Origin of the sequence: Paracoccus sp. (in: a-proteobacteria) (genome assembly GCF_047973135.1) — a bacterium.
Lineage (GTDB): Bacteria > Pseudomonadota > Alphaproteobacteria > Rhodobacterales > Rhodobacteraceae > Paracoccus.
Map to the genome: position 1 here is coordinate 1 of NZ_JBKEBL010000144.1, position 23,152 is coordinate 23,152.

14 protein-coding genes are annotated in these 23,152 nt (G+C 64.5%); 13 read left to right on the top strand and 1 reads right to left on the bottom strand.

Translation table 11 applies throughout. The features are described from left to right. Positions 1-842: formate--tetrahydrofolate ligase (locus ACK5L9_RS11030; RefSeq protein ID WP_416911514.1), on the top strand; the 842-nt coding region annotated here is incomplete at its 5' end. Positions 843-1,195: 353 nt separating this feature from the next. Here ACK5L9_RS11030 and ACK5L9_RS11035 read toward each other — a convergent pair. Further along, positions 1,196-2,638, bottom strand: a complete 1,443-nt coding sequence (locus ACK5L9_RS11035) for a hypothetical protein (RefSeq protein WP_416911515.1) — start codon at positions 2,636-2,638, stop codon at positions 1,196-1,198. A 279-nt stretch (positions 2,639-2,917) separates the two neighbouring features. Here ACK5L9_RS11035 and ACK5L9_RS11040 point away from each other — a divergent pair, with 279 nt between their 5' ends. From ACK5L9_RS11040 to ACK5L9_RS11095, 12 genes are all read left to right on the top strand, one after another. Continuing rightward, positions 2,918-4,513 (top strand): peptide chain release factor 3, encoded by a 1,596-nt coding sequence (locus tag ACK5L9_RS11040; protein ID WP_416911516.1) that lies wholly within the window; start codon positions 2,918-2,920, stop codon positions 4,511-4,513. Positions 4,514-4,608: 95 nt separating this feature from the next. Next, positions 4,609-5,388: a histidine phosphatase family protein gene (locus ACK5L9_RS11045; protein ID WP_416911517.1), complete on the top strand. Its 780-nt coding sequence runs from the start codon at positions 4,609-4,611 to the stop codon at positions 5,386-5,388. Positions 5,389-5,525: 137 nt separating this feature from the next. Next, positions 5,526-6,983: a xanthine dehydrogenase small subunit gene (xdhA, locus tag ACK5L9_RS11050; protein WP_416911518.1), complete on the top strand. Its 1,458-nt coding sequence runs from the start codon at positions 5,526-5,528 to the stop codon at positions 6,981-6,983. Continuing rightward, entirely contained in the window at positions 6,980-9,283 is a 2,304-nt protein-coding gene (xdhB, locus tag ACK5L9_RS11055) for a xanthine dehydrogenase molybdopterin binding subunit (RefSeq protein ID WP_416911519.1), read from the top strand. Before xdhA ends, xdhB begins: the two co-directional genes overlap by 4 nt. Continuing rightward, positions 9,280-10,020 (top strand): xanthine dehydrogenase accessory protein XdhC, encoded by a 741-nt coding sequence (xdhC, locus tag ACK5L9_RS11060; RefSeq protein ID WP_416911520.1) that lies wholly within the window; start codon positions 9,280-9,282, stop codon positions 10,018-10,020. The genes xdhB and xdhC overlap by 4 nt, the downstream gene beginning before the upstream one ends. Next, complete coding sequence (gene guaD, locus ACK5L9_RS11065; RefSeq protein ID WP_416911521.1) at positions 10,008-11,291, top strand: guanine deaminase; 1,284 nt, start codon at positions 10,008-10,010, stop codon at positions 11,289-11,291. The genes xdhC and guaD overlap by 13 nt, the downstream gene beginning before the upstream one ends. Positions 11,292-11,387: 96 nt before the next feature. Then, positions 11,388-12,824 carry a mannose-1-phosphate guanylyltransferase/mannose-6-phosphate isomerase gene (locus ACK5L9_RS11070; RefSeq protein ID WP_416911522.1) on the top strand — a complete coding sequence of 479 codons (1,437 nt, stop codon included), beginning with the start codon at positions 11,388-11,390 and terminating at the stop codon, positions 12,822-12,824. Positions 12,825-12,965: 141 nt separating this feature from the next. Then, positions 12,966-18,050 carry a RecQ family ATP-dependent DNA helicase gene (locus ACK5L9_RS11075; protein ID WP_416911523.1) on the top strand — a complete coding sequence of 1,695 codons (5,085 nt, stop codon included), beginning with the start codon at positions 12,966-12,968 and terminating at the stop codon, positions 18,048-18,050. A gap of 156 nt (positions 18,051-18,206) precedes the next feature. Beyond that, positions 18,207-19,178 carry a TRAP transporter substrate-binding protein gene (locus ACK5L9_RS11080; protein ID WP_416911524.1) on the top strand — a complete coding sequence of 324 codons (972 nt, stop codon included), beginning with the start codon at positions 18,207-18,209 and terminating at the stop codon, positions 19,176-19,178. A gap of 33 nt (positions 19,179-19,211) precedes the next feature. Beyond that, positions 19,212-19,670 (top strand): TRAP transporter small permease, encoded by a 459-nt coding sequence (locus ACK5L9_RS11085; protein ID WP_416911525.1) that lies wholly within the window; start codon positions 19,212-19,214, stop codon positions 19,668-19,670. Between the two features lie 3 nt (positions 19,671-19,673). Then, complete coding sequence (locus tag ACK5L9_RS11090; protein WP_416911526.1) at positions 19,674-20,954, top strand: TRAP transporter large permease; 1,281 nt, start codon at positions 19,674-19,676, stop codon at positions 20,952-20,954. A gap of 32 nt (positions 20,955-20,986) precedes the next feature. Next, positions 20,987-23,077: an FAD-binding protein gene (locus ACK5L9_RS11095; protein ID WP_416911527.1), complete on the top strand. Its 2,091-nt coding sequence runs from the start codon at positions 20,987-20,989 to the stop codon at positions 23,075-23,077. The last annotated feature ends 75 nt before the right edge of the window (positions 23,078-23,152 follow it).

The following is a 23,152-nucleotide window of genomic DNA, read 5'->3' on the forward strand; positions in this document are numbered from 1 at the left end:
ATGGCTGCAACAGCGTCATCGCCACCCGCGCGGCGTTGCGCCTGTCGGAATATGTCGTCACCGAGGCCGGGTTCGCGGCCGATCTGGGGGCCGAGAAATTCCTGGACATCAAATGCCGCCTGGCCGGGCTTGCACCTTCGGTCGCGGTGCTGGTTGCCTCGATCCGGGCGCTGAAGATGAATGGCGGGGTGGCAAAGGCCGATCTGGGGGCCGCGGATGCCGGGGCGGTAACGCGCGGTTGCGCCAATCTGGGCCGCCATATCCGTAACCTGCGCGACTTTGGCCTGCCGGTCGTGGTGGCTCTGAACCATTTCGACGCCGATACCGGGGCCGAGATCGATGCCCTGCGGCGGTTCTGCGACGGGCAGGACGTGCCGATGGCGATTGCGCGGCACTGGGCCGAAGGCGGGGCGGGGGCCGAGGATCTGGCCCGGCAGGTCGCGACCCTGGCCGAGGGCGCAGCGCCGGATTTTCGCCTGCTTTACGAAGATGACCTGCCGCTGTGGGACAAGATCCAGACGATCTGCACCCGCGTCTATGGCGCGGGTCGGGTCGAGGCGGCGGCGGGTGTCCTTGACCAGCTTGAGGCCTGGCAGCAGGCGGGCCATGGTGATTTGCCGGTCTGCATTGCCAAGACGCAATATTCCTTTTCGACCGACCCCGCCCTGCGCGGTGCCCCCGAGGGCCACACTGTTCCGGTGCGAGAGGTACGGTTGAACGCTGGTGCGGGTTTCGTCGTCGCGATCTGCGGCAACATCATGACCATGCCCGGCCTTCCGCGTCACCCCGCAGCCGAGTTGATCCGTCTGGACCGCGCAGGCCGGATCGAGGGGCTGTTCTGACCGCAGCCTCTTGTTGCCCCTGACCACGACTGCGGACGCGGCCTCATGTGCAAGCGAGGCGAGGGTTGATCGGGGGCTTGCTCGGCCTTGGAACATCAGGGGCAGATGCTGCGCCTCTGAAGGGCGGCGGGGGGGCGCTGCGCCCCCGGCCATCGCGGGACGCAGCTCCTCCGTCCGATCCGACGTGCTTGCACTTGCCCTCTGTCTGCTCAGGTGCCAGCCAGCCCGCAAGAAGATCGAACCCATCCCGCGAGATGCCGATGGCTCGGGGTCGCGGCAGCGATATGGGCGCAAATGGCCGGGGCGGTCCTCACGCTTGCAGCCGGGCTCGGAAACACCGGCGCGGCGGCAAGTCAGGCGGTTTCGGCCAGCCAGATGCCGGGTTCGAATATCTGCGCCAGCAATGAGAGCCTGTCCAGCCGCAACAGGCGCAGCGGGACGGGTTCATTCTGCCGGTGTTCCAGCACGCGCAAATCGGCCTGCGCGATCAGGCGCGCGGCCTTTCGGATTGTGGGGCTTCCGGTTCCGGGGCGGCACGAGGCGGCAATCCGGCAGTAATGGTGAAAGCCCTCGACATCCCCGTCCAGCGCGGTGCGGTCCCATGCTTGCGCCACCTCGGGCGGCATGGCGCGGTCGATGCTGACCGCAGCGCCGCGCAGCCATTTCAAGGCCGGGGCCAGATGTGGCCCGGCACATTCCGCCATGGTTCCCTCGGATGGCAGCGACAGGCTGCTGCGCGCATGGCGGGCGGCGGCAAAGCCCCCGAATACCCGCGTTGCCAGTGCAGCGATCTGTGTGGGTGAGGGCGCGTAGCCATTCAGTCCGGCGGCGGCGAACCAGTTTCTGCCGGTCGCGCGGGACAGGGTGGCGGCGGCGTGCAGCCGCGTCTCGACCGGCAGGGCCTCCAGCCGCGCTGACAAGGCCCCCGACAGAAACTCCGCTGCCCGGTCGCGGCTGCCATGCAGCGGATTGCGGGCGGCGGCGGCGGGGGCACCCTGGTGCCAGCGGCGATAGGCACAGATATGCAATGCCGCCACCACCATCAGCGTCGCGCGATATCCCGTCTCGAAATCCTGATCGGCGTTGGAATAGCCCCCGCGCGGAGGAAACGAGCCGTCGGGGCGCTGATAGGGGATCACATCAGCCAGCAGCGGGGCAATGGCGTGATCGGGATCGATCAGGCACAGGCAATATGCCGTCTGCGCCAGCGCTGACAGCGCCCCGTTGCGCTGCGCCCATTCGGCATGGCGGCAGCAATTATCAAAGATTTGACCATAGATGCGCGGATTGCTGAATTGCGGGCGTGTCGCCCCGAAGGCGTAAATCTGCATCATCAGGCGCGCGAACCTGTCGATCCATGTCTCGCCAAGTGCCTCTTCCGGGATGGTCGCAGTCAGGATCGCCTCGGCCTCGGGCATCAGGGCGGCGGCGGGGGCCCCAAGGGCCAGCCGGTCGGCCAGATCGGTCCCCTCATCCTCGGCCAGATGCGCGCAGGCCAGTTGCCACAGCGGATGATCACCGACAATTCCGCCCCCGGCCAGCAACAGGTCGATCTGCCAGCGTTGCCTGTCGTTGCCATCGAAAGCCTGCGCCGCCGCCGCCAGCACCATCTCGGGCGTCATTCGCCGGGCGGCGATCACCTCCAGGGGCGAGCGGCTGCCGCGCAGGCCCGACAGGACGGGGGCCAGCCGTCCGGCTGCGGCAAGGGGGGCGATCACCTCATCCGACAGCGCCGGCCCGGCGGGCAGATCCTCGATCCGCTGCCTGAGCCATTCCAGTCCGCGCGCTGCAAGCATCCGAAGCAGCTGATCATAACCTGATCCGAAGGGGCTATTCCGATTTGCTTCTAGCATTCGAACTGGCGTTCCATTTTGCGCATCCTGAGGGACCGGGCAATACCGCTGATAGTGCCAGATGGCACCCGGTTTGTCGTTAAATATTATTACAAATTCAGGTCATACTGTGTGCCAAAACGCACAGAGTTGTGGCATCTTCACTATCGCCTTGAAATGTGCAGACATTATTTGAAGAACAGGCGATTGCAACGGATCGCGGCGCGCGCTAAATCGCAGGCCATGAGCAACCGCCCCGATCTTCCGCCCGAAATCGCCCGCCGCCGGACCTTTGCGATCATCTCGCATCCCGACGCGGGGAAAACCACGCTGACCGAGAAATTCCTGCTTTATGGCGGCGCCATCCAGATGGCCGGGCAGGTGCGCGCCAAGGGCGAGGCGCGGCGCACGCGCTCGGATTTCATGAAGATGGAACAGGACCGGGGGATTTCGGTATCCGCATCGGCCATGTCCTTCGATTACGACGGACACCGCTTCAATCTGGTCGATACGCCGGGCCACAGCGATTTTTCCGAAGATACCTATCGCACGCTGACGGCGGTGGATGCGGCGATCATGGTGATCGACGGCGCGAAGGGCGTCGAAAGCCAGACCCGCAAGCTGTTCGAGGTGTGCCGCCTGCGCGACCTGCCGATCCTGACCTTCTGCAACAAGATGGACCGCGAAAGCCGCGACACGTTCGAGATCATCGACGAAATTCAGGAAAATCTGGCCATCGACGTGTCTCCGGCAAGCTGGCCTATCGGCATGGGGCGCGAGTTCATCGGCTGTTATGACATGCTGAACGACCGGCTGGAGCTGATGGATCGCGCCGACCGCAACAAGGTCGCAGAATCGATCCGCATCGCCGGGCTGGACGATCCGAAGCTGGCCGAACATGTGCCCGGCGCGCTGCTGGACAAGCTGCGCGAGGAACTCCAGATGGCGCGCGAATTGTTGCCCGCCTTTGACCGCAGGGCGTTTCTTGAGGGGCACTTGACCCCGATCTGGTTCGGCAGTGCGATCAACAGTTTCGGCGTGCGCGAGCTGATGAACGGTATCAGCAGCTATGGCCCGACGCCGCAGCCCCAGAACAGCGCCGAACGCGAGATCGCCCCCGAGGAAGGCGCGGTGACGGGCTTTGTCTTCAAGGTGCAGGCGAACATGGACCCCAAGCATCGCGACCGGGTGGCCTTTGTGCGTCTTGCCTCGGGCCATTTCGAACGCGGGATGAAGCTGACCCATGTGCGCAGCAAGAAGCCGATGGCAGTGACCAATCCGGTGCTGTTTCTGGCTGCCGACCGCGAACTGGCTGACGAGGCCTGGGCGGGCGACATCATCGGCATTCCCAATCACGGGCAGTTGCGCATCGGCGATGCCCTGACCGAGGGCGAGGGGCTGCGCTTTACCGGCATCCCCTCTTTCGCGCCGGAACTGCTGCAATCGGTGCGTGCCACCGATCCGATGAAGGCCAAGCATCTGGAAAAGGCACTGATGCAATTCGCCGAGGAAGGTGCCGCCAAGGTGTTCAAGCCGATGATCGGTTCTGGCTTTGTCGTGGGCGTCGTGGGGGCGCTGCAATTCGAGGTGCTGGCCAGCCGGATCGAGATAGAATACGGCATCCCCGTCCGTTTCGAAGCCTCGCAATTCACCAGCGCCCGCTGGGTCGCGGGGCCAAAGGACAAGGTCGAAACCTTCGCCAATGCCAACAAGGGTCATCTGGCGCAGGACCATGACGGCGATCTGGTCTATCTGACCCGCCTGCAATGGGACATCGACCGGATCGAACGCGACCACCCGGACCTGAAACTGTCAGCCACGAAAGAGATGATGGTCTGACCCCTGCGACAGAATGAACCGTTTTTGCCGGTTGTCATTGTCCCGTCGCAATCTCGGCTTATCTGAAGTTTGTAGATTACAAACCGGAGAGTGCGATGTTTCAGCGTCTTGCCATGGTGGCAGCCGCCCTTGGTCTTGTGGCTCAGGTCAATCCCATCGAAGCGGCGACCTTCTACTTTATCCGTCACGCGGAAAGCACCGCAAATACGGGTCAGGCATCGACCCCTGCCGAGGTGGTCGATCCGCCGCTGACCGCGCTTGGGCAGCAACAGGCCGTCGATCTGGCCGTGGCCTTGCAGGGGATTGACCTGACGACGGTTTATGTCAGCAAGTACCAGCGCACCCAATTGACCATCGCGCCCGCGGCGGCGGATCACGGGCTGACCCCGGTTCTTGACCCCAATATCCACGAATGGAGCTTTGGCACGACGATGCCCGTCATCGACGAGTTTCGTGCGCTGTTCGGCGAATGGGGCGCGGGCAATTACGATGCCAGGCTGGCCAGCAGCCCGGATTCGGAATCGCTGAACGAACTGAATGCGCGGGTGCTGCCTGCATATCGCTCGATCATTGATGCGCATAAGGACGAAGATGGCGGGGTCGCGATCGTCGGGCATGGCGGCTCGATCGGCTGGACGATGCCGTTCTTCGCCAATAACGTGACGCCGGATTTCGCCCTTGCGAACAGTTTGCACAATACCGCAATCGTCAAGGTCCGGCTGGACGCCAATGGCGATCCGATGGTTACGGATTGGGACGGCATCCGTTTTGATGCGAAAGGCCCGGCCCCCGTTCCGCTGCCGTCCAGCGCGCTGATGTTACTGGCGGCGGCCGGTGGTCTGGGGGCGTGGCGCCGCGCACGGCGCGCGGCCTGAGCCCATTCCGGGCCGGGGTGGCCCGGAACGGGTTTTTTTCCTGGGCAGATCGCGGTCCGCGCCACGCGCGTCACAAACGAGACCTCGACGCGTTCCTCTGCCTTGGGCTAGGCTGGGGGAAGGCCACGGGGAATGCGATGACTTCTGAACTGATGTTTCTGCTGAATGACCGCGAGATCCGGCTGACCGGGATTGGCCCGACCGATACGCTGCTGGATTTCCTGCGCATCGGGCAGCGGCTGACCGGCACCAAGGAAGGCTGCGCCGAGGGGGATTGCGGGGCCTGCACCGTCCTGCTGGGGCGGCTGACCCCGGACGGGCTGATCTATGAGCCGGTGAATGCCTGCATCCGCTTTCTGGCCTCTTGCCACGCCTGCCATGTGGTGACGGTTGAACATCTGCGTGGCGCTGACGGCGGGCTGCACCCGGTCCAGCAGGCGATGGTCGATCATCATGCCAGCCAGTGCGGCTTTTGCACGCCGGGGGTCGTGATGGCGCTTTACGGGCTGTGGATGACCGATCCGCAGGCCGGTGCGGCCGAGGTCGAGACCGCGCTTCAGGGCAATCTGTGCCGCTGCACCGGCTATGCGCCCATCGTCAGGGCGGCGCTTGCCGCAATCCGCGCCGGCGGGCAGGCGCGGGATATGCTGGCAACGGAACGCGAGGCGGTGGCGGCGCGGCTGCGGGCGATGCGGGGTGGGCGGGTCGAATTGTCGAAGGATGGCCAGCGGGCAATCATCCCGGCGGATGAGGACGATCTGGCCGCCGTGCTTGAGGCTCATCCCGGCGCCACTCTGGTTGCCGGGGCGACGGATGTAGGGCTGTGGGTGACGAAATTGCTGCGCGACATCGCGCCTGCGGTGTTCATCGGGCATCTGATGAAGGACGCGCAGGTCTTGGGCGGCCGGATCCGGCTGGGGGCGGGCGTGACCTATTCCGAGGCCGCGCCGCTGATCGCGGAACATATCCCCGCCCTTCATGATTACTGGCTGCGGATCGGCGGCTGGCAGGTGCGCAATATGGGCACGGTAAGCGGCAATATCGCCAATGGCTCGCCCATCGGGGACGTATCGCCGGTGCTGATTGCCCTTGGCGCGCGGATCGTGCTGCGCAACGGGGCTGCGCGGCGCGAGATCGCCTTGCAGGATTTCTTTCTGGATTACGGCAAGCAGGACCGCAGGCAAGGCGAGTTCGTGGAAGAGGTAATCGTCCCGACCTGCCCGGACGCCCGTATTGCGGCCTACAAGGTCAGCAAGCGCCGCGACAGCGACATCACCGCCGTCGCCGCCGGGTTCTGCGTGACCAAGCGGGACGGCGTGATCATCGGCGCGCGGGTGGCCTTTGGCGGCATGGCGGCGATACCAAAGCGGGCGGCGCAGGCCGAGGCGGCGCTGCTGGGGCAGCCCTTTGCTGCGGAAAGCTTTGAGGTCGCCGCGCGGGCCGTCGGGCAGGATTTTCAGCCCTTGTCGGACTGGCGGGCCAGTGCGGATTATCGCAGCGCGGTGGCGGCGAACCTGTTCCGGCGTTTCTGGCTGGAACAGTCGGAACAGGCGCAGCCGGTCCGGCTGGACCACAGGGCGGGGGAACCGGCATGAGGGATGATGCGATCAGCGGCTTTGCCCATGGCAGCACGATCCATGACAGCGCCGTCAAACACGTGACGGGCCGCGCCGGATATTGCGACGACCTGACCGAGCCTTCGGGTCTTTTGCATGCATATCTGGGCCTGTCGGATTGCGCCCATGGCCGGATCACAGGCATGGATTTTACCGGCACGCTGGCCATGCCGGGCGTCGTCGGCGTGCTGACGGCGACGGACATTCCCGGCGTCAACGACGTCGCGCCGAATGACCGGCATGACGACCCGGTCCTTGCAGAAGGCGCGGTGAAATTCCACGGCCAGCCGGTCTTTGCCGTCATTGCCGAAACCCGTGATCAGGCGCGGCGGGCGGCGACGCGGGCGCGGATCAGCTATGATCCTCTGCCACATGTGCTGGACCCGATGGCGGCGCGCGACGCGGGGGCGGGCTATGTGACCGAGCCGCTGACGCTGCGGCGGGGGGATGCGGCGCGGGGGTTGGCAGCATCGCCGCACCGGATCGCGGGCCGGTTCGCGATTGGCGGGCAGGATCATTTTTACCTTGAGGGCCAGATCGCGCTGGCCATTCCCGGCGAGGACAGGGATGTGGCCCTGCATGTCTCGACCCAGCATCCGACCGAGGTGCAGCACATGGTCGCGCATGTGCTGGACGTGCCCGCCCATTCGGTCGTGGTGAATGTGCGGCGCATGGGCGGCGGGTTCGGCGGCAAGGAAACGCAGATGAACCTGTTCGCCTGCGTGGCCGCCGTGGCCGCGAAGAAATGGAACCGCGCGGTCAAGCTGCGCCCGGATCGTGACGACGATATGGTGGCTACCGGCAAGCGCCACGATTTCGTCGTGGATTACGAGGTCGGCTTTGACGATCAGGGCCGTATTCTTGCGGTTCAGGGCGACTGGTACGCGCGCTGTGGCTTTTCGGCGGATCTGTCAGGGCCGGTGACGGACCGGGCGCTGTTTCATGCCGACAACGCGTATTACTATCCCGATGTGCGGGTCAGCAGCCATCCGATGCGCACCAACACCGTCAGCAACACCGCCTTTCGCGGCTTTGGCGGGCCGCAGGGCGTGATCGTGGCCGAACGGATCATAGACGAAATCGCCTGTGCCCTTGGCCGCGATCCGCTGGAAATCCGGCGGCTGAACCTTTATGAAAACGGCCAGTTGACCCCCTACCATCAGCAAGTCACCGACCAGATCCTGCCGCAGATCTTTGACGAGCTTGAGGCCAGCAGCGACTATCAGGCCCGCCGCCGGGCGGTGCTGGACTGGAACGCGCAAGGCGGGGTGATCCGCAAGGGCATCGCGCTGACCCCGGTGAAATTCGGCATCAGCTTTACCGCGACATGGTTCAATCAGGCCGGGGCGCTGATCCATGTCTATGCCGACGGTTCCATCGCGCTGAACCATGGCGGAACCGAGATGGGGCAGGGGCTGCATACCAAGGTTGCGCAGGTGGTGGCCGAGGCGTTCCAATGTGACATTCGCCTGATCAGGATCACGCAGACCACGACCGAGAAAGTGCCCAATACCTCGGCCACGGCGGCATCGTCCGGGACCGACCTGAACGGCATGGCGGCGCTGGACGCGGCGGAACAGATCAAGGCGCGGCTGGTCGATTTCGTGGCCGGGCATTGGCAGGTGCCGACGGATCAGGTCCACTTTGTCCCCGGCCATGTCACGGCCGGAAAGGCCGCGATCCCCTGGGCCAAGGTCATCGCTGCCGCTTATCTGGCGCGGGTCCATCTGTCGGCGGCGGGGTTCTACAAGACGCCGGACATCCACTGGGACCGCGCCACGGGGCAGGGCAGGCCGTTCTATTATTTTGCCTATGGCGCGGCTGTGGCCGAGGTCTCGGTCGATACGCTGACGGGCGAATATGTAATCGACCGCGCCGATGTGCTGCATGATGTGGGCCGCTCGCTGAACCCGGCCATCGACAAGGGACAGGTCGAGGGGGCTTTTGTGCAGGGTACCGGCTGGCTGACCTGCGAGGAATTGTGGTGGGACGACAAGGGCCGACTGCGCACGCATGCGCCCTCGACCTACAAAATCCCGCTGGCCAGCGACCGGCCGCGCATCTTCAACGTTGCCCTGGCCGAATGGTCGGAAAACAGTGAACGCACGATCAAACGATCCAAGGCGGTGGGCGAGCCGCCTTTCATGCTGGGGATTTCCGTGTTCGAGGCGATCAACATGGCCGTCGCCTCGGTTGCCGGATACCGGGAACCGGCGCGGCTGGATGCCCCCGCCACGCCCGAGCGGGTGCTGATGGCCGTGAACCGGCTGAAGGAATGATCCGCGTTCGCATCATTTCGGCCAAGGGCTCGGTCCCGCGCGAGGCCGGGGCGCAGATGATGGTCGGCGCGGACCGGGTCACGGGCACAATCGGCGGCGGGCAGATGGAATACATGGCCATCGACCGCGCTCGGCAGATGCTGGCACGGGGCGAGACAAGCGCGCGGATGGACATTCCCCTTGGCCCCGAAATCGGCCAGTGCTGTGGTGGGCGCGTTACCCTGCTGCTGGATCGTGGCCCGGCTCTGCCCGAGGCCCGCCCCGATGTGTTGATCTTCGGCGCGGGCCATGTGGGCCGCGCGCTGGCGCTGGCGCTGTGTCCCCTGCCATTCGCCGCCACGCTGATCGACAGCCGCGCCCCCGAACTGGCGCAGGCCGCCCCCGGCGTGACGACCCGTCTGACCCCCTTGCCCGAGGCCGAGATCCGTGCCGCCCGCCCCGGCAGTGCCGTGGTGATCCTGACCCATGATCACGCGCTGGATTTTCTGCTGGCGGCCGAGGCTCTGGCCCGTGACGATCTGCCCTATACGGGGATGATCGGCAGCACCACGAAACGCGCGCAGTTCGCCCGCTTTGCCCGCGCCCGCGGGCTGGACCCTGCGCGGCTGGTCTGTCCCATCGGCGCGGGCATCACCCGCGACAAGCGCCCTGCCGTCATCGCCGCCTGCACGACGGTCGAACTGATCGCGGCCCTGACCGCAATCCCTGCCCGAACGAGGCTGGCATGCAAAAGTTGATCCGGGGCCGGGTGCTGGATTTTCACGCCGATCCCGTCCAGACCGCCGACAATCACCGCTGTCTTGAGGACGGTGCGATCCTGATCGAGGCCGGAAGGATCGTCGCGGTGGACGATTACGCCCGGCTGGCCCGCCCCGACCTGTCCGAAACCGACCACCGCCCGCATCTGATCATGCCGGGCTTTATCGACCCGCATCTGCATTTCCCGCAGGTTCAGGTGATCGCCAGTTGGGGCGCGCAACTGCTGGACTGGCTGAACACCTATACCTTCCCCGAAGAGGCGCGGTTCGGCGACCCGGCCCATGCCGCGCGCATGGCCGAACTGTTTCTGGATCAGGTGACTGCGCATGGCACGACGACGGGGGTGGTGTTCTGTTCTGTCCATCCCGAAAGCGCCGAGGCCCTGTTTGCCGCCGCCGGTGCCCGTGACATGGCCTTGATCGCGGGCAAGGTGATGATGGATCGCAACGCCCCCCCCGAGGTGCTGGACACGCCGCAGCAGAGCTATGACGACAGCAAGCGGCTGCTTGAGGCCTGGCACGGGCGCGGGCGGCTGCGCTATGCGATCACGCCGCGCTTTGCCATCACCTCCAGTCCCGAACAGATGCGGGCGGCGGGCGCTTTGGCCCGCGAATATCCCGATTGCCACATCCAGACCCATCTGAGCGAAAACCGGGATGAGATAGAATTTACGTTGAATTTATATCCCAAGGCACGGGATTACCTTGATATATACGAAATGCACGGCCTTCTGGGCGAGCGCCTGCTTCTGGGGCATTCGATCCACCTGCGCGACCGCGAAATCGCCCGCATGGCGGAAACCGGCAGCCGCGCGGTGTTCTGCCCGACATCGAACCTGTTCCTCGGCTCGGGACTGTTCGATGCCGGGGGATTGCGGAAGGCCGGGGTGGTCAGCGGGATTGCGACCGATATCGGCGGCGGCACCAGCTATTCCATGATGCAAACCCTGAACGAAGGTTACAAGGTACTGCAACTGCGCGGGCAAAAGCTGCATCCGCTGGCGGCGTTCCACTGGATCACGCGGGGCAACGCACTGGCTTTGGGCATGGCCGACCGGATCGGAACGCTGGCACCGGGCAGCGATGCCGATCTTGTGGTGCTGGATGCGCGTGCCACCCCGGCCATGGCGCTGCGTGCAGAACGCGCCACGACCCTGGCCGAGGAACTGTTCATCCTTCAGATCATGGGCGACGACCGCGCCGTGGCGCAGACCTATATCGCCGGGAAACCGGTGAAGCGGGGAAATTAGCTCAAATTCCGCACAGGCTCGGCTTGGCCTTCGGGGCGGGTTGGTCTATCCCGGCGGTGACGGTCGCCTTGTGCGTGCAGTGATGGAGTGAGCGGGATGAGCAACAGGATTACGCCGGTATTGATGGCGGGCGGTTCAGGCACAAGGCTGTGGCCGGTCTCGCGCAGGGCATTCCCCAAGCAATTCGCGGCGCTGGTCGGCGATGAAACGCTGTTTCAGGCCTCGGCCCGGCGGCTTGCGGGGGCTGACTATACCGCGCCGGTGGTGATGACCAATGCCGATTTCCGCTTTATCGTGGCCGAGCAGCTTGACCAGATCGGCCAGCAGGCCAAAGCGGTCATGATCGAACCTGCGGGCCGCAACACCGCGCCCGCCATCCTTGCCGCCGCGCTGATGGTCGCGGCGCAGGATCCGGAACGTCTGTTGCTGGTGGCGCCCTCGGATCATGTCATCCCCGATGCCGCCGCTTTCCGGCAGGCGGTGGAAACCGGGACCGGCCCCGCGCGGGACGGGCGTATCGTGACCTTCGGCATCACCCCCGACCGCCCCGAAACCGGCTATGGCTATCTGGAACTGGCCGGTCAGGGCGAGGGGCCGCAGCCCCTGGCCCGCTTTGTCGAGAAACCGGATGCCGACCGCGCCGCGCAGATGCTGGCCAGCGGCAATTTCCTTTGGAATGCCGGGATTTTCCTGTTCCGCGCCGATACGATGATCAACGCCTTCCGCGCCCATGCGCCGGAATATCTGGACCCGGTTCAGGCGGCGCTGGATCAGGCCCAGACCGATCTCGGCTTTCTCCGGCTGGCGCGCGGACCGTGGGGCGGTCTGCCCGACAAGTCCATCGACTATGCGGTGATGGAAAAGGCCGATAACCTGACGGTGATCCGCTTTTCGCAGGGCTGGTCCGATCTGGGCGGCTGGGACGCCGTCTGGCGCGAGGCGCTGTCCGAACATCCGTCACCGGCGGGCGTCGTCACCGATGCCGCCTCGACCGCGATCGACTGTCAGGACGTGCTGCTGCGATCCGATAGCGAGGATTTGCAGGTCGTGGGCATCGGGCTGAAGGATACGATGGTTGTCGCAACCCATGACGCGGTGCTGGTCGCCGGGATGGATCGGGCGCAGGATGTGCGGCTGGCGGTCAGCTCGTTAAAGGAAAAGCGCCGCAAACAGGCCGAGGCGTTCCCGCGCGACCACCGCCCCTGGGGCTGGTTCGAGACGCTGGCCCTGGCCGACCGCTTTCAGGTCAAGCGGATCGTGGTGAAACCCGGCGCGGCGCTGTCTTTGCAAAGCCATGTCCACCGGTCCGAACACTGGATCGTGGTCAGCGGCACGGCGCGGGTGACGGTGGACAAGACGGTGACGCTGGTGACGGAAAACCAGTCGATCTATGTGCCTTTGGGTGCCGTGCACCGGATGGAGAATCCCGGCAAGGTGCCGATGGTCCTGATCGAGGTGCAGACCGGCAGCTATCTGGGCGAGGATGACATCATCCGTTACGAGGATGTTTACGCGCGCGACAGCAACGAATGATCTGCCGGGGGGCAGTGACAAAGGCGAGCCGTCCCGCCGCCGGGGCCGGGTGCCCGCAAGCCGATCGGGAACGGTTGCCCGTTGCCCGCGTCGGCCATTCCCCGGCGATCCCGTAGTGGCGGGCCGGTCGCCGTGCCTGTCGTGAAATCCCCGACGCAGAAATTTCTCGGGCGCTGTCTGTCTGTTGATCTTGAGGTCGATCCCAAAACGGCGCGGATATTCGCGCTTGCGGCAGTCCGCCATGACAACACACCCGCGATCCTGTCGCGCAAGGGCGCGCCGGATGTGGCGCTGGACCGGCTGGAAACCGTCCTTGGCGCAACGGATCATCTGATCGGCCATAATATCCTGCGCCATGACCTGCCGCATCTGGCGGCGGCGCGGCCCCGGCTGGCGGCGCTTGCGCGGGCGCCGATCGACACGCTGTGGCTGAACCCGCTGGCCTTTCCCCGCAACCCTTATCACCATCTGGTCAAGCATTATCACGATGGCCGCCTTCAGGCCGGGCATGTGAACGATCCCGAACTGGACGCGCGGCTGGTTTTTGAGGTTCTGCAAAATCAATTCGAGGCGCTTGCGCATTTGCCGCCTGACGCGCTGACCGCCTATCATTTCCTGACCGCGAGGATGGATGATGCAGGCGGTTTTGACGCTGTGTTTCGGCATGTCCGCGGGTCTGACAGGCCCTCGGCGACGGTGGCGCATGATGCGATCCGGCGGTTGCTGGCCGGGCGGGCCTGTGAAACCCGGCTTGGGCAGGTGCTTGACTGGCTGGCCGATCCGAAACACGGCTGGCCGCTGGCCTATGCGCTGTCCTGGATCTCGGTCGCGGGCGGGGATTCCGTCATGCCGCCCTGGGTACGGATGCAATTCCCCGATGCCGCGCGGATCGTGCGGGATCTGCGCGATACCGGCTGCGACAGCCCGGATTGCGCATGGTGTCGCGAACACGGCGATCCGGGCCGGGCGCTGAGCCGCTGGTTCGGTTTCGACGCTTTCCGCCCGCAGCCGAAAGACCCCAAGACTGGCCGCCCCTTGCAGGAACGCATCGTCAGCGAGGCGATGGCCGGTCAAAGCCTGCTGGGTATCCTGCCTACCGGCACCGGAAAATCCGTCTGCTATCAAATCCCGGCGCTGACGAAATTCGACCGGACCGGGGCGCTGACCGTGGTCATCTCGCCGCTGGTCGCGCTGATGGCGGATCAGGTAGACGGGATGAAGCGGGCGGGGATTTCGTCAGCCGCGACGGTTAACGGCATGCTTTCGATGCCAAAGCGGCAGGACGAACTGGACCGGGTGCGGATGGGCGAGGCCGCGATGCTGCTGATCTCGCCTGAACAGTTGCGCAGCAGCTCGGTCCGCTCGGTCCTGAAGCAGCGCGAGATCGGGCTGTGGGTGCTGGACGAGGCGCATTGCGTGTCGAAATGGGGTCATGATTTCCGACCCGATTACCGCTATATCGGGCGTTTCATCAGGGAATTTTCGGGCGATCAGCCGCCTGCGCCAGTTCTGTGCCTGACCGCGACCGCCAAACCCGAGGTGGTGGCCGATATTTGCGGCCATTTCCAATCGCGGCTTGGGGTCGATCTGCTGCTGCTGGATGGCGGCGCAGAGCGTACCAACCTGTCCTTCGAGGTGCGCGAGACGCAGCGCAACACCAAGCTGGCCGATATTCTGGACGTGATCGAGGCCAAGCTGCCGGCAGAGGGTGCGTCGGGCGCGGTGGTCTATTGCGCGACCCGCAGTACAACCGAGCGTGTGGCCGAGTTCCTGAAACAGCAGGGCCTTGCCGCCGAGCATTTCCATGCCGGGCTGACGGCCGAGGCCAAACGCGATGTGCAGGAACGGTTCCGCATCGGCGAACTGCGCGTCATCGCGGCGACCAATGCTTTCGGCATGGGGATCGACAAGCCCGATATACGGCTGGTCGTGCATGGCGACATTCCTGGTTCGCTGGAAAACTATCTGCAAGAGGCCGGGCGGGCGGGCCGCGACCGTGAACATGCCGAATGCGTGCTGCTGTTTTCCGGCGAGGATGTCGAAAGGCAGTTCTCGCTATCGGCACGTTCGCGACTGGCGCGGCATGAAATCGGCGCAATTCTCAGGGCATTACGCAGGCTTGACGGGAAAACCCTGAAATCGGGCGAGGTTGTGGCCACGTCGGGCGAAATCGTCCGGGCCGAGCGTGATCAGGAGTTTGCGCGCGACAGCGCCACTGACGACACCCGTGTCAAGACGGCGGTATCTTGGCTGGAGGAAGCGGCGCTGCTCAGCCGCGAGGAAAACCGGGTGCAGGTCTTTCCGTCCTCGCTGCTCATCCGCAGACTGGATGATGTCGAGGCGATCCTTGACCGCGCCAAGATCAATGGCACCCGGCGCAAGCAGTTGCTTGAAATGGTTCGCCACCTGATGAATGCGCTGCCCGATCAGGGGATTTCCACCGACGAACTGACCGGCGTCAGCGGGCTGAGCGGTACGGGGCTGAACAAGGCCATGGCCGATCTGGAGGCACTTGGCATCGCCCGCAACGATCTGGCGATGACGGTCTTTGTGCATGTCGGTGTCGAGGGGCATTCGCACAGCCGCTTCATGCTGGCCGCGCAGCTTGAGGCCGATCTGATTGCGCTGATGCGCGAGGCGGCCCCCGATACCGAAGGCGACGAGGCGGTGCCCCTGCATCTGGCCGAGACCTGTCAGGCGCTGCGCGACCGGGGCCATACCGGCGTTCGGCCCGATATCGTCGAAAAGCTGTTGCGCGGCATGGCGGGCGACGGGCGCGATCAGGATGGCGGACGCGGCAGTCTGCGGCTGCGCAAGGCCTCGCGCAATACGCTGATGGTCGCGCTGCAACGGTCATGGCCAATCGTGGACCAGACTGCGGCGATCCGGCGTCAGGCGGCAGAAACGCAACTGGCCCATCTGACCGGCAAGGTGGCGAAGGGCAGGCGTGGCAAGGATATTCAGGTCGAGACCACCATGGGCGATCTGCTGGCCAGCCTGACCGGCGACGCCTTTCTGCGCGGGGCCGCGCGGGACACGAACAAGCTGATGGAGCGCGCGCTTCTGTGGCTGCACGAACAGGAGGTGGTGACGCTTGGCAAGGGGCTGACCGTCTTTCGTCCGGCGATGACGCTGTATCTGCGGCCCGGCAGCAAGCCCTTCACCGTCGAGCATTTCGCCCCGCTGGAAGAACATTACACCGAACAGACCGTCCAGACCCATGTGATGGCCGCCTATGCCGAACGGGGCCTTGCTGCGATCGATCAGGCCGAGAACCTGTCCAAGGATTATTTCCGCCTTGACCACGACGATTTTCTGAAGAAATGGCTGCCCGGTCGCGGCATGGAACTGCGCCGCCAGACCACCGGTGCGTCGTGGCAGGCTATCGTCGAGGCGCTGGATAATCCGGTTCAGCAAAAGATCGTCTCTGATGACCGCGAACAGACCAATGTGCTGGTGCTGGCGGGTCCGGGTTCTGGCAAGACGCGGGTGCTTGTCCACCGCATCGCCTGGCTGATCCGGGTCCGGCGCGAGGATCCGCGCGGGGTTCTGGTGCTGACCTATAACCGCCATGCCGCCGCCGAGATCCGCGCCAGGCTGCGCCATCTGATCGGCGACGAGGCGGCTTTCGTCACCGTCTCGACCTGCCACGCGCTGGCGATGCGGCTGGTTGGGGCAAGTTTTGTGGGTGCCTCTGACAATGACCGCGATTTTGACGGGATCGTGCAGGAGGCGGTGCGGCAACTGAACTGCGAGGGGCTGTCGAAACCGGAGGCCGAGGCACAGCGCGACGCGCTGATTCAGGGCTTTCGCTGGATTCTGGTCGATGAATATCAGGATATCGGCCACCATGAATACGCGCTGATCGCCGCCGTGGCGGGGCGTTCGCTGGACGATCCCGATCTGCGGCTCAGCCTGTTCGCGGTGGGTGACGACGACCAGAACATCTATGCCTTCAAGGGGGCCTCGGTGGGGTTCATCCGCAAGTTCGAGGCGGATTACCGGGCAAAGCCGGAATATCTAATCGAAAATTACCGCTCGACCCACAACATCGTCGAGGCCGCCAACCGGGTCGTCGCTTCGGCAGCCGGACGCATGAAGGCCAGTCATCCCGCCGCCGTGGACCGCAAGCGCCGGAACGAGCCTCGGGGCGGGGCACGGGCCGGGGTCGATCCCGTCGCGCAGGGCCGGGTCCAGATTCTGCAATGCCCCCCAGGTGCGGCGCAGGCCGTGGCGGCGGTGGATGAACTGATCCGCCTGTCGCGCCTTGATCCCGACTGGAACTGGTCGCGCGCAGCGATCATCTCGCGCGACTGGAAGGGGCTGGGACCGGTCCGCGCCTGTGCCGAAGCCAGGGGCATTCCGGTCGAAATGGCGAATGAGAGCCTGCCAAATATCTGGCGCCTGCGCGAGATGCAGACCTTCATCGCTGCTTTAAGGCAGAACTCTGCGGCACGTTCAGGGGTCACGGATTTGCTTGGCATGCTGAACCAACAGCCCGGCAACCGCTGGACCGACCTGATCGCCGAGGGCGTCGCCGGGCTGGCCCGCGAGATCGCCGACAAGGCCATTCCGGTGCCCGATCTGGTCGAATGGTTCGCCGAATGGTCCCGTGACACACGGGGCGAGCAGCGGGGATTGTTGCTGCTGACCGCGCACCGGGCCAAGGGTCTGGAATTCGACGATGTGATCATTCTGGACGGTGGCTGGGATCGACCGTCGAAAGGCGAGGACGCCGACGCCCCGCGCCGCCTGTTCTACGTGGCCATGACCCGCGCCCGCAGCGGTCTTGCGGTGATGGCCGAAGGCGCGCATCCGTTCCTGACGCCGCACGAGGATCTGCTTCTGCGGCAGGTCGATCCGGATTCCAATGTCCTGAAGGGGCGGTCCGAGCAATATGTCATGCCGGATATGAAGCTGGTCGATCTTTCATGGGCGGGGCGGCTTGGCGAGGGCAGTCCCTCGTCCGGTGCCATTGCCACCTGCAAGGTCGGTGATCCGGTAGCGCTGATCCGCAATAAAGGTCGCTGGTTCATTCGCGATCTGGCCGGGAACACGCTTGGCCGCATGTCCAACGCCTTTGCGCCGCCCGATGGCCTGACCTTCCTGCGCGGAGAAATCGGTGCCATCATCCGCTGGCGCAAATACGACAATGAGGAAAAATACCGCAGCAGCATTCGCCGCGACGAATGGGAAGCCGTGCTGCCGGAACTGGTTTTCGGATAGCGTCCGGTTGCGCGCCATTTCGCCGCATGATGCCGGTTGACCCGCGCGCGTGATTGGGTTAGCGTCATTTGGAACGTTCCAAATAAAGATTCGTTCAGGGTTTCGACCGTCGCAGATTGCTGTGCGTCGCGGCGGTCACGTTATGGGAGGGGATGTATGAAACTGGACAGATTTTTCGCGGCTGCGGCCATGGCCCGGGGCGCGGTCGTAACACCGGCCAGCGCGGAAGAACTGATTGCCGCGCTGGTCGGTCCGCTGGAAACCGCGCAGGGGCAGGGCCTTCAGCGTTTTGGTGAACGGCTGTCCGAACTGACCGGTGGCGACATGACGGTCAAGATTTTTCCCGATGGCCAGCTTGGCAGCAATTCCGAACTGTTCGAGCAGGTGGCGAACGGCCAGATCGACATCTTTCCCGCCGTTCCCAGCATCATCGCCGAATTTGTTCCGGAAATTCAGGTCATGTCCGTCCCGTTCCTGTTTAGGGACTTTGATCATTGGCAAACCGTCATCGATGGCGACATCGGCAAGGAACTTGCCGACATGACCGCCGCAAGAAGCGATGTGATGGTCGTCGGATATTTCGGCGGCTCGGTTCGCAATCTGGTGGCCAGGCCAGATGTTCCCGATCCCACCGATCTGGGCGGGATGAAGATGCGTCTGCATGCCAGCCCGCTGCTGGTCGAATCGTGGAAGGCCATCGGCGCGAACCCGACCGTGGTGGCCTATAACGAAATCTACAATGCCTTGCAGCTTAACGTTCTGGATGCGCTGGAAAACGAACCCGAATGGGTGCTGCGCATGAAATTCTATGAACAGGCCAGCCATTATGTCCTGACCGAACATGAAATCGTCACGCGACCGCTGGTGTTTTCCAGGATGCGTTTCGAGGGGTTTACCCCTGAACAACAGGACGCCGTCCTGCAAGCCGCCCGCGAAGCGGCGGATTTCCAGCAACAGCTTGAGCACAGGCTGGATGCCGAAAGCCGTCAGGAACTGGCCGACAAGCATGGCATGACGCTGATCGAGGTGGACAAACAGGCCATCGTGGCCAAGGTGGCCCCGGCGGCTGCGGCGGTCATCGACGATCTGGGGCTGACCGCCATGGTCGAGAAAATCCGGGCCGAGTGATCCTGACAGATGCCGGATAACGGTTCGCATTCGATGATCCGCACCATCAGAACCTCTATCGGCGCGCTTTGCGCGCTGCTGCTGCTGGTTCTGGCGGTGCTGGTGCTTTATCAGTCATCCTCGCGCTATCTCACCTTTCTGCCCTCGCTGCTGTGGACAGAGGAAATCGCGCGCGGGCTGCTGGTCTGGGTGGTGATGCTGGGCGCAGGCTGGGCGGCCTTCGAGGGGACGCATTTCCGGCTGGCGGTTCTGGAAAACCGTCTGGGCCGTCTTTATGACTGTATCGGGCTTCTGGGTACGCTGATCGCGGGGGGGTATCTGGTCTGGTCCGCCATCCCGTTTTCCCAACGCGGCATGACGCGTGTATCGCAAGTGTCGGGGTTGCCCGCTGTCTGGGTCTATTTGGCGCTGTTTGTTGGCGGAGTCCTGATCCTGCTGGGCGCGGCCTTCCGGATTTACCTGCTTGCCGCCACGCGCAAGACCGGGGGCTAGGCCATGGAACCGGTGCTGCTGATGTTCGCCATTTTCGGCGTTACGGTCCTTCTGGGGGTGCCCATCGCCTTTTGCCTGATTCTGGCAACCATCCCGCCCATCGTCATGGAGCCGCGTCTGGCCGAGATCATGCTGGCGCAGCGAATCTATAACTCGCTGGACAGTTTCGTGCTGCTGGCGGTGCCGTTCTTTCTGCTGGCCGGAAACCTGATGAACGCCTCGGGCGTGACCGAGCGGCTGATCCGCTATGCCGATACGCGGGTGGGACATATCCGCGGTGGCATCGCGCATGTGAATGTGCTGGTCAGCATGCTGTTTGCGGGTGTGTCGGGGTCATCGACCGCCGATACCGCCGGGGTCGGGTCGGTCCTGATCCCGGCGATGCGATCCAAGGGTTTTCCCGCGCCGTTTTCCGTGGCGATCACCGCCGCGTCGTCGGTTCTGGGCACCATCATCCCGCCAAGTATCACGCTGGTCGTCTGGGGGGCGGTGACGAATACTTCGGTCGCACGGCTTTTCGCCGCAGGGATCATTCCGGGTATCCTGATCGCAGCCTCGCAGGCCGCCTATATCGTGATCTGGTGCCGTCGCCACGATGTGTCGGCCACCAGCGCCAAGGCGTCGCGCGCCAGACGCCGGACCGCGTTTCTGTCCGCCGCGCCGGGGATGATACTGCCGCTGATCCTGATCGGCAGTATCATGTTCGGCCTGGCTACCCCGACCGAAGCCTCGATCTTTGCGGTGCTTTACGCCCTGATCATCGGCTTTTTCGTCTATCGTCAGCTTTCGGTGGGTGCATTCTGGTCGCAGCTTGTGGAAAGCGCAAAGCTGATGTCGCTGTCGCTGTTCTGCCTTGGTTCGGCCGGGTTGTTCGCGTGGCTGCTGACCTATTACGGTGTGCCGCAGACGATTGCCGGGGTCATGGCAGATGTCCGTTCGCCGGTTATCCTGCTGGCCGGGGTCGCGCTGGTCTGTCTGGTTCTGGGGCTGTTTCTTGACGCGCTGGTAGTGATCATCGTCATCGGACCGCTGTTCGCGCCTGCCGTCGCGGCGGCGGGAATCGATCTGGTGCAATATGGCATCGTTGCCTGTGTCAGCCTGTCGCTTGGCCTTGTCACGCCGCCTTATGGGCTGTGCCTGCTGATCGCCTCGGCCATTGCCCGGATCGGCATGCACGAGGCATTCGCCGAGATGGCGCGGATTTTCGGCACCATGCTGATCGTTGTCGCGCTGCTGGTGCTGATTCCGCAATTGACGACCCTTCCCGCATCTCTGGTGCGATAACCCCTGACCCTGACCTACTTTGGACCGCCGCCATGCAAACCACCATTCCCCAGCATATCCTTGACGCCCTGACCGATGTTGCGATGCCGCGTCTGCGGCCCGAACCGGGGTTTGCCGCGCATATCGATATCGGCGGGCATCGGGTGCCTGTCTGTCGCGCCGGCTGTCTGGTGGTCGGCAGCGGTGCGGCGGGGCTGCGCGCCGCGGTCGAGCTTGGGCGCAGGGGCAGCGATGTGGTGATCATCAGTCAAAGCGCCTGGGGCGGAACCTCGGCCTGTTCGGGGTCTGACAAGCAGACCCTGCACACGGCGAACAGCGCGGATCGGGGCGATGATTACAAGGCGATGGCGCGTGCGATCCGGGCGGGGGGCGCGATGGACGAGGATACGGCCTATGTCGAGGCCGTCGGATCCACCCGCGCGATGGCATCGTTGCAGTTTCTGGGCCTGCCCCTGCCGCAGGATCCGCTTGGCGGGACGCTGCGCTATCAGACCGACCATGACGAGGTTGGCCGGGCGACAAGCTGCGGACCGCGTACCTCGCGGCTGATGGTCAGGGTTCTGGCGCAAGAGGCGATCGGGCTGGGGATTGCGTTCTACAACCACACCACGGCTGTGCGCATCCTGACCGAAGGGCAGGGGGATACGCGCCGTGTCGTGGGTCTGCTGGCGATCCGGACAAAGGATCAGGGCGAGGGGAATCCGCTGGGGCTGGTGTTCTTTCACTGCGCCTCACTGGTCCTGGCAGCAGGCGGTCCCGGAGAGTTGTATCGCGACAGCGTCTTTCCCAAGGGTTGTTTCGGCTCGCTTGGCCTTGCGCTTGTGGCGGGGCTGGAACTGGTCAACCTGACCGAAAGCCAGTTTGGCATAGGCACGCGGCGCGAGGGGTTTCCGTGGAACCTGTCGGGCACCTATGTGCAGGCGATTCCGCATGTCTATTCGATTGATGCCGACGGGGCCGAGCATCATTTTCTGGCCGATTATTACCGGACGACGCAGGAAATGGCGTCGAACCTGTTCCGCAAGGGCTATCAATGGCCGTTCCATGCGACGCGGATGCTGGATTTCGGGTCAAGTCTTGTCGATCTGGCGATATATCGCGAAAGTCAGGCGGGGCGGCGGGTCTTTATGGATTTCAACCGCAACCCACTGCCCGTGCCGGGCGATCTGCCTTTCAGTATGGACCGGCTGGATGCGGATGTCGGCGCATATCTGCAAACGGCGGGGGCCGGGCAGGACATGCCCATCGACCGGCTACGGCACATGAACCCCCTGTCGATCGAGCTTTACCGCCGCTACAAGATGGACATCGCCTCTGATCCGCTGGAATTTGCGGTGAACAACCAGCATATGAACGGCGGAATCGCGGTAGATACCTGGGGTCGCAGCAACATTCCCGGCATTTATGCCGTGGGCGAAGCTGCGGGGACGCATGGGGTGACGCGGCCTGGCGGGGCGGCGCTGAATGCCGGGCAGGTCTTTGGCACGCGGGTCGCCGAACATATCGCGGCGCGCGGTGCCATGCCCGACATCGATGCCCCGATGGCTGCGCTGGCCGAGGCGGTTGCCGGGATCGAGGCGGTGCTGCGCCCTGACAGCCCGGTGCAGATGAACGCGGTTCGCGACGAGGTTCAGGCCCGGATGAGCGGCAGTGCCGGGATTTTGTGTCAGCCCGCCGATGTAGCCGGGGCCCTGCGCGGCGCGCAGGCTCTGAATGCGACGATCCGGGCGCGGGGCATTGCCTTTGGTCGGGCAAAAGAGGCGGCGCGCGCCTTGCAATGGCAACAGATGGCGCTGGCCTCTCAGGCGGTGCTGGCCGCGCTGGACCACTATGTCCGGCAGGGCGGCGGCAGTCGCGGCGCGCGCGCGATCCGCGATCCGCAGGGCGAGGGGCTGCCCGTTTCGCGGCACGGACCGCTGGAGGATTACCGCTTCCGCAAGGAACAGGCCCGTGACCGGCAGGAACAGATCGTGTTGCGGATGGTGAATGGCGTCATGACGATCCGCACCCGCGCGAATCGCGGCTTTGACGAAACGGCCAAGGCGTTTTTCGAACGTGACTGGCCGGCATGGCTGACCGGCGCGATCTATCCTTTGGACAGTTCGGTGCGGAATACGGATTGACCCCGCGATGAAAACGCAGAAGGCTGTTGACAGCGTATGGAACGTTCCAGTACGTTGTGGAACGTTCCAAATCAG

Excerpts from the sequence above, each read along its gene's own strand:
- ACK5L9_RS11035 (WP_416911515.1), bottom strand. The coding sequence starts at position 2,638 with ATGCTTGCAGCGCGCGGACTGGAATGGCTCAGGCAGCGGATCGAGGAT.
- ACK5L9_RS11040 (WP_416911516.1), top strand. The coding sequence starts at position 2,918 with ATGAGCAACCGCCCCGATCTTCCGCCCGAAATCGCCCGCCGCCGGACC.
- ACK5L9_RS11045 (WP_416911517.1), top strand. The coding sequence starts at position 4,609 with ATGTTTCAGCGTCTTGCCATGGTGGCAGCCGCCCTTGGTCTTGTGGCT.
- xdhA (WP_416911518.1), top strand. The coding sequence starts at position 5,526 with ATGACTTCTGAACTGATGTTTCTGCTGAATGACCGCGAGATCCGGCTG.
- xdhB (WP_416911519.1), top strand. The coding sequence starts at position 6,980 with ATGAGGGATGATGCGATCAGCGGCTTTGCCCATGGCAGCACGATCCAT.
- xdhC (WP_416911520.1), top strand. The coding sequence starts at position 9,280 with ATGATCCGCGTTCGCATCATTTCGGCCAAGGGCTCGGTCCCGCGCGAG.
- guaD (WP_416911521.1), top strand. The coding sequence starts at position 10,008 with ATGCAAAAGTTGATCCGGGGCCGGGTGCTGGATTTTCACGCCGATCCC.
- ACK5L9_RS11070 (WP_416911522.1), top strand. The coding sequence starts at position 11,388 with ATGAGCAACAGGATTACGCCGGTATTGATGGCGGGCGGTTCAGGCACA.
- ACK5L9_RS11080 (WP_416911524.1), top strand. The coding sequence starts at position 18,207 with ATGAAACTGGACAGATTTTTCGCGGCTGCGGCCATGGCCCGGGGCGCG.
- ACK5L9_RS11085 (WP_416911525.1), top strand. The coding sequence starts at position 19,212 with ATGATCCGCACCATCAGAACCTCTATCGGCGCGCTTTGCGCGCTGCTG.
- ACK5L9_RS11090 (WP_416911526.1), top strand. The coding sequence starts at position 19,674 with ATGGAACCGGTGCTGCTGATGTTCGCCATTTTCGGCGTTACGGTCCTT.
- ACK5L9_RS11095 (WP_416911527.1), top strand. The coding sequence starts at position 20,987 with ATGCAAACCACCATTCCCCAGCATATCCTTGACGCCCTGACCGATGTT.